Below are 6,784 nucleotides of genomic sequence, written 5' to 3'. Positions count from 1 at the left end.
CGACCAGGGTACTATGGATGCTCTCAAGGCGATGAATGCTGAGCCGGTCGCCAGGGAAGTGAGCGAAATTGCTGTTGATGAAGACAACAAGATCGTCTCGACCCCGGCCTATATGCTTGGACAGCGGATTTCAGAAGTTGCTGTCGGGATTGAAAAACTGGTCAAAAAGGTGATCGAGATGGCATAAGCTGATTTTTCATAATTATGTTGAACGTACTTAATAATTATATGTAGCCGCCGGGAAAATTACCCGGCGGTTTTATTATGTGGTTGGATCATTCTTCCCATACCGGTTGCATGACCTTGCCCATGAACAGGATCGTTTCGGTTTCGACTTCGTAGATAGTGAAAACATAGGGACGGTCGACACGGATCGTGACCGGCTTGTTCATCGGGGCCGCCGACAGAGCCATCCCGACCGAAGTCGCCGCGGCCGCCTCGGTGCCTTTCTCATCGACCTGCACGAAAGTCTTATGCAGGACCTGGTCGATGAAGATATCCTGGTTGCTGATCTTATCGAACTCCGCCATCTGCGCCGAAAACGCTCGCTCTATACCCATCGCGATCAATATGTCATTGAGGATTTTTGAGTAGCTCAGCTTGATACGGGGCAGAGTCAGGATCACTTCACCGTGATCCCTGCCGGACAGCCAGTTCTGCCAGAAGTCCTGGTTGAAATCAGCGACAAATGATCCAACAGCGACCGTGTCGTGCGGTACGAATAGTGCCATACGATAATTGCCGTCGCCGTAACCAAGATCGACCGACTGGTAAGTGTCGCCCAGCAGGTAGCCATGGTCGACCGTCTGGTTCATCATCTTCCACCTGAGAGTATCGCCGTCAGCCAGGTAGAAGGGTTCCTCGCGTGTACGGGCGGGATCGAATTTCTCTTGCCAGGTGCCGTTAAAGTAGACCGCGTTGATCAGAAACAGGACCATATCAGGACTCAGGGGCGGGCTGACGATTTGTTCGATCTTACCGTTGGTATTATCCGCCACCCAGTCGTTTATTCGATCGACAGATGACGGCCTGGAAAAATCGAGCCCGTCGATTTCGGCCTCGAAAGCCTGTTTATTCTGCTGGATGAATTCCTGTTTTAGAGTGAAGTCGGAGTTGTACCAGATCGAGTTGGCGATTGCCAGCCTGACATCCGGATCGAGGTTTTCGAGGTAACGTATCAGCGCCATGTAGCCCATGTTGAGTTCGGCGTCGCTGAGTTCGGAATACATGAGCACATCCTTCATCTCGGAGCGGGTACTCCCTGATGCACCGTTGAAGGTCATCCCCAGGGCGTAGGAAATGCTCAGGGGGGAAATGAACAGGTTGCCCCGCTCGGAAGCGCACATCTTTTTGAAGGTTGCGAACGAGAAACTGTTTATAGACCGGGCCAGCTCGTTGCGGTAAAGCGTTTCTTCGGGTATCTTTGACGGCTCAGAGGACAGGCTGGCTGTTGCCATGAGGGATATAGTGACCATGGAAAGCACTGCAATCAGGTATCTCGATTTCATATTATTCTCCTCCGTTTTCTGATTTACTTTCGGTTAATCTACACACAGTCAGGGCTGTTATTCCCGGGATATAAAAAAACCCGCCTTTCTCAGGCGGGTTTAAAATTCTCCGAATATTTAAGAATCCTGCCAGATCGGATTTATCACTTTGCCCATGAACAGGATAGCGCCGGTAGTCTTCTCGTGAATCACGAAAACGAAGGGACGATCAACCCGTATGTAATTTCTCGGTCCAGAAGTATATCTGATTTCAACTATGGTCACCGCGGCCGCTTCGGTACCTTTTTCATCGACTTGCACGAAACTGCCGTGGATCACATCGTTGATATACAAGTCGGCTGTGGGGTTGATACCTGAAAAATCGGCATTACCCTGAAACGCGATTGCCATGCCCATATTGGTCAGGACTTCTTTGAGCCTTTTATCGTATTTGAACTTGAATTTGGGAAGATACAGATCGACCGAATCTATCTCAAACTCGCTCAGCCAGTTGTTGAATTTGTCCTCGGTCAATTCAGCGATGAACTGATCGACCGAATTACTTTTCTTTGGCAAAAACATGGTCATACTGAAGAGCTCATCGCCATAGGGCAGATTGACCGCCTTGAACTTATCGGTAAAGAGATGAGATATCTCGTCATAGCGGTTCATCATATCGCATTGTACTTCACCGCCGGGAGAGTAAAATATACCGGGAGAAGTTTCCTCCGGGTTGAACTCCACGGTCCAGTTGCCCTTGAAATAGATCGCGTTGATCAAAAACATGATAGTCATCGGATCGATCGGGCAATCGATTATATCCTGGATCTTTTCGTTGGTCTTGTCCTCGATCCAGCCGTTGATATCGTTACAGGCCTGGTTGGAATTGAAGTCTTTCGGCAATACCTCGGCGTCAAAATATTCCTGGTTGATATCGATGAATTCCTGTTCGACTTCGAAAGCGTTGCGGTACCAGATCGAGTTGGCCAGTTCTACGATCAGGGATGGGTCCAGTGTCAGAAGCGTGGCAGTCAAAGATTTAAAAGACTGGTTGATTTTCTCCCGGCTGTAATCGCCCAGGCCGAGGACGGTTTTCATAGCCTCCTCAGTCTGGCCATCGGCCCCGTTATAGGTCATAGTCAGAGCGTAGGACATACTCAAGGGAGAAATAAAGATGTTGGTATCCTCCTCCTGAGCTACCAGTTCTTTGAATATATCGAACGCGAAACTGTTGGAAGATTCGAGAAGCGACAGTTCTGTTGCGCTCAACTGCGGTGGTTCGATCGGATCGGTGCTTTTATTGGAGTTGTCACTGCAATAGATGATTGTCATGCCTGCCAGCAGAATAAAAGCCGCTAAATAAATACTGGCTTTCATAGCGGTTGCCTCCCCTGCAAAGGATTTGAATTTAAGAATTATAATTTATCCCGGACATATATTTCTACTATGTAGAACGACGATAGTTCAACCGCGTTCAGTAAAATTACAAATTTTAGTACATCGTTCACCGGAAATAACTGTCCTGTAAGAGATAATGGTTTAAAAGCAGTTCCAAAAGCAAAAACCTGCTTGACAGATCGGGATTCTGTTATAAATTAATTCGGTTCTTACAGTCGGCTGTAAAATTGTGAGTAATTGCGCCGATTTAAGATTAGAGATTTGAAAACGATTTGAAATGAGGATATAGATATGGCCAAGAAGAAAAAAGATATTCGCATGCATATCAAGATGAAGAGCACAGAGAGTCCGTATGTCTACCATACGTTTAAGAACCGCCGCAACGATCCGGATCGACTGCAGTTCAAAAAATACGACCCGGTCCTGCGCAAGCATGTGCTTTTCAAAGAAGAGCGCTGATTAAAGCTTAGCTTCGATATCTACCGGGATTTCGATTTCAGATTTGCCGGCGCCGTCAATGGTGACCGGCAATTTTATTTGCAGATTGTCGACCAGGCAGAGTCCGGATTCTTTCTTACAGAAATAGAATAGAGCTTCCATCGATAGTTCAGTCATGCCTTCCCTGGTCACGGCCACAACATTGACCGGCTGGCCATTTATCTCGAATTCATAGCTCTCTTTGCCATCATCAAAACTGAGCACTTCTCGATCGGCCGACTTCAGGTTGATCGTCTGTGGTGCCTGTTCGATCAATTCATAGCCTTCAGGAAGATTGATTTTAAACTTCAGGCTGGTTTTTCCGGCCTTAAACTCCATTTCAGGTAATTCGATTTGACGGGCTATTGATGTGTTTTCCGCATGGGCGGTAGTCATCTTGTTCAGTCCAGTGAGCCTGAGAGTGCTGACAGTTTCAGTTTTCATGTCGATCACCCGGATAGCATGGTTGTTCATATCGGCGACGTAGATTCTGCCGTCGATTACGGTTAAACCGCCCGGCTCATTGAACTTGGCTTCGTGCAGGGCGCCGTCTTCAAAACCCGGAACGTCGCTTCCGGCGTATGTAAGAGAAGTCATCTCCTCCGGATCGATCACCTTGATCTTGGAATTATAGGTGTCGGCGATATAGATTTTGCCGTCGTGAAGCGCTACTCCCAGTGGATGTTGCAGGCGGGCTGAGTCGGCATGACCGTCGATGTCGCCGTAGTCGAAGAGGTCCTCTCCGATCAAAGTCTTGACCGAATCGCCGGGGGGGAGTTCTGCTGTGCGAATCGAGCTGGTCTCGCTGTCGGCAAAATACAGCAGGTTGCCGTCGCTGACTATCCCGCTCGGCTGGGCCAGGGCAGCATTTTGCAGGCGGGCATCGATTCTTGCCTCGCGCCCGGAACCGGCATAGGGGACGGCGCTGTTTTGATCCGGGTCGGCTACCCAGATCTGGTGAGATCCAGCCATGGCGATATATAATTTATCTTCATTCACCAGCAGGTCCCAGGGGGAATTTAGGCAGGTCGCGTCGGCTGAATCTATCTCTGAAAACAAACGTGCCTGGCGGCCGCATCCCAAAACCGTCTCGACTTCGCGCTTGTTCAGGTCCGCTCGGCGGACGGCATGGTTTTCTGTATCGGCTATGTACAGCAGATCCCCATCGAGGAATGTCCCCTGGGGATGGTTGAATTCGGCCTGTTCAAATGATCCGTCACGGTTTCCGTTTTTACCGGAGCCGATGATCTCCAGCACCCGGCCCTCCAGATCGGTCACGATTATACGGTCATTATTTGAATCGGTGATGATCAGTCTGTGTGAAGAGCTGTTTGATTTGACCTTGCCCGGAAATGACAGAAGTGTATTGGGCAGATCATTGCGTTCCAGGTCGAGTTCGAGCGGAGACGGTTTGAGATCACCGCTCTTTTCAAAGTAATCGACCGCCCGTCCGATAATTCGGTCGAAAGGTTCATAGATGCCTTCACCGGCATGGACCCCGATAATTTTACCTTTCGGGTTAATGAGCACAAATGACGGCCAGGCACTGACACCGTAACTGCTCCAGATCTGGAAGTCACGGTCATTTACCACCGGATGTTCGATCTCGTAGCGCAGAACCGCCTGGCGGATCGCCTCCGATTCAAGTTCATTGGTAAATTTCGCGGAGTGCACGCCGACCACGACCAGTTCCTGATCGTATTTGCGTTCCAGTTTTTTCAGGTCCGGGAGAACATGCATGCAATTGATGCAACAGAATGTCCAGAAATCGAGAAGAACCAGCTTGCCCTCGAGTTTCTTGAGGCTCAATGGCTTTTCGACATTGAACCATGTCAAACCGTCGGGAAATTCGGGAGCGTCAGTACTGCCTTCCAGAAATTTATCCAGTTCCACGGAGTCGATGCCCTCCTTGTGCGTTTGCCCTTCCGCCTCGCAGGCATAGCCGAAAATAACCAGTGCCAGCAGAAGAGTCAGATTTCCGATTTTGATTGTCACAACAGCTCCTGCTATCAGCAGATACACAAAACCGGGTTCGGTATGAAACCGATTTTTCCCGGTCCATTAATAAAACAGTGGAGTCCGGGATTGGTTCCACTCGTGGATTGTGTGCGCTTGTTGTGTTTGACTTCCTGCAATCCATTATGAATAAACAAAGCCGGAATCTGCATATGTTCACAGCTTCCGGCACTTTGCCTAAAACAAATTTACGGGAAAATACCCAGTTCCATATAGGCCTTGGCAATTCTCTTTATAGCCACTATAAACGAAGCGGTCCGCAGGTCGATTTTATCCCCTAATTCTTCTTTTACCTGGCGGATACGAGCGTAGGAGTTGATCATCGTGTCCTCCAGTCCGGAATTGACCAGATCTTCCTCGTCAGCGCCATGGAGCAGGTTATGCATCTCGGCATCGCTGAAACGCTTGCCGGTCGCTTCCTCGATCGCCATCAGGATTCGTTTCTGTGTGGTTTCCTCGAAACGCTTGCCCATCCGGCCGAAACGCACGTGCGAGAGATTTTTAAGCCATTCAAAATAAGATACAGTCACACCGCCGGCGTTAAGGAAGGTGTCGGGTATGATCATAGCTCCTTTTTGATTGAGAATCTCGCTGGCAGCCACCGAGACTGGACCGTTGGCCGCCTCGGCAATGATTTTGGCTTTGACACGAGGTGCGTTTTCCTCGACGATCTGGTTTTCGAGGGCGGCCGGGACAAGGATATCGCATTCCAATTCGAGCGCGTCGGATGTCTTGGCTATATTCCGGGCGCCCGGGAAATCCAAAATGGAGCCGGTTTCCTTGCGGTGGGCCACGACTTTATCGACATCGAACCCATCCGGGTTATAAATAGCGCCTTCATATTCAGCCAATCCGATAATTCTGCACCCGCCCTCGTGCAGGAATTTGGCGGCATGGTAGCCGACATTGCCGAGCCCCTGCACGACGACTGTCTTGTCGATCAGCCCAAACGACAGCCCGAGTTTCTTCATATCATGAGCGTTGGAGCAGGCTTCACGCACTCCAAAGAAGACACCCCGTCCGGTCGCCTCGACACGTCCCATCACACCGCCCTGGGTGATCGGTTTACCGGTTACACAGGCGGAAAATTCGAGCGGTTCGTCGGTTAATGCCCGGTAAGTGTCGCCGATCCAGGCCATCTCCTGCTGGCCGGTGCCGTAGTCCGGAGCCGGGACATCGATACCGGGGCCTATGAAATTCTTTTTGACAAGTTCGTAGGTGTAGCGACGGGTGATTCGCTCCAGTTCGGATTGCGAATATTGGCGACGGTCTATCTTGATACCGCCTTTTCCGCCTCCGAACGGGACAGAGACGATCGCGCATTTGTAGGTCATCAGCGAAGCCAGCGCCATAACCTCGTCCTCGTTGACATCCAGGCTGTAACGGATACCCCCTTTGACCGGGGT

General features: G+C 50.0%; 6 protein-coding genes. 2 read left to right on the top strand and 4 right to left on the bottom strand.

Translation table 11 applies throughout. The annotated features are described in order from the left end of the window. Positions 1–13 precede the first annotated feature (13 nt). Positions 14–187, top strand: a complete 174-nt coding sequence (locus GF404_11350; protein ID MBD3382776.1) for a hypothetical protein — start codon at positions 14–16, stop codon at positions 185–187. Between the two features lie 88 nt (positions 188–275). Here the strand turns inward: GF404_11350 and GF404_11345 are convergent, their stop codons facing one another. Further along, positions 276–1,508: a serpin family protein gene (locus GF404_11345; GenBank protein ID MBD3382775.1), complete on the bottom strand. Its 1,233-nt coding sequence runs from the start codon at positions 1,506–1,508 to the stop codon at positions 276–278. Between the two features lie 117 nt (positions 1,509–1,625). Next, a complete protein-coding gene (locus tag GF404_11340) occupies positions 1,626–2,864 on the bottom strand; it encodes a serpin family protein (GenBank protein ID MBD3382774.1) in 1,239 nt (412 codons plus the stop codon). A 312-nt stretch (positions 2,865–3,176) separates the two neighbouring features. Here GF404_11340 and rpmG point away from each other — a divergent pair, with 312 nt between their 5' ends. Then, positions 3,177–3,344 carry a 50S ribosomal protein L33 gene (gene rpmG / locus GF404_11335; GenBank protein ID MBD3382773.1) on the top strand — a complete coding sequence of 56 codons (168 nt, stop codon included), beginning with the start codon at positions 3,177–3,179 and terminating at the stop codon, positions 3,342–3,344. Here rpmG and GF404_11330 read toward each other — a convergent pair whose 3' ends face one another. Together GF404_11330 and GF404_11325 are read right to left on the bottom strand one after the other, a co-directional pair. After that, on the bottom strand, positions 3,345–5,249 hold the full coding sequence (locus GF404_11330; protein MBD3382772.1) for a redoxin domain-containing protein: 1,905 nt from the start codon (positions 5,247–5,249) through the stop codon (positions 3,345–3,347). 317 nt (positions 5,250–5,566) lie between these two features. Further along, on the bottom strand, positions 5,567–6,784 hold a 1,218-nt coding region (locus GF404_11325), incomplete at its 5' end, for a Glu/Leu/Phe/Val dehydrogenase (protein ID MBD3382771.1).

Source organism: Candidatus Zixiibacteriota bacterium, from assembly GCA_014728145.1.
Lineage (GTDB): Bacteria > Zixibacteria > MSB-5A5 > JAABVY01 > JAABVY01 > WJMC01.
This window is presented reverse-complemented; position numbering and strand designations above follow the sequence as displayed.

Bases quoted from the DNA above. Each gene is read 5' to 3' on its own strand.
- GF404_11350 (MBD3382776.1), top strand. From the start codon at position 14: ATGGATGCTCTCAAGGCGATGAATGCTGAGCCGGTCGCCAGGGAAGTG.
- GF404_11345 (MBD3382775.1), bottom strand. From the start codon at position 1,508: ATGAAATCGAGATACCTGATTGCAGTGCTTTCCATGGTCACTATATCC.
- GF404_11340 (MBD3382774.1), bottom strand. From the start codon at position 2,864: ATGAAAGCCAGTATTTATTTAGCGGCTTTTATTCTGCTGGCAGGCATG.
- rpmG (MBD3382773.1), top strand. From the start codon at position 3,177: ATGGCCAAGAAGAAAAAAGATATTCGCATGCATATCAAGATGAAGAGC.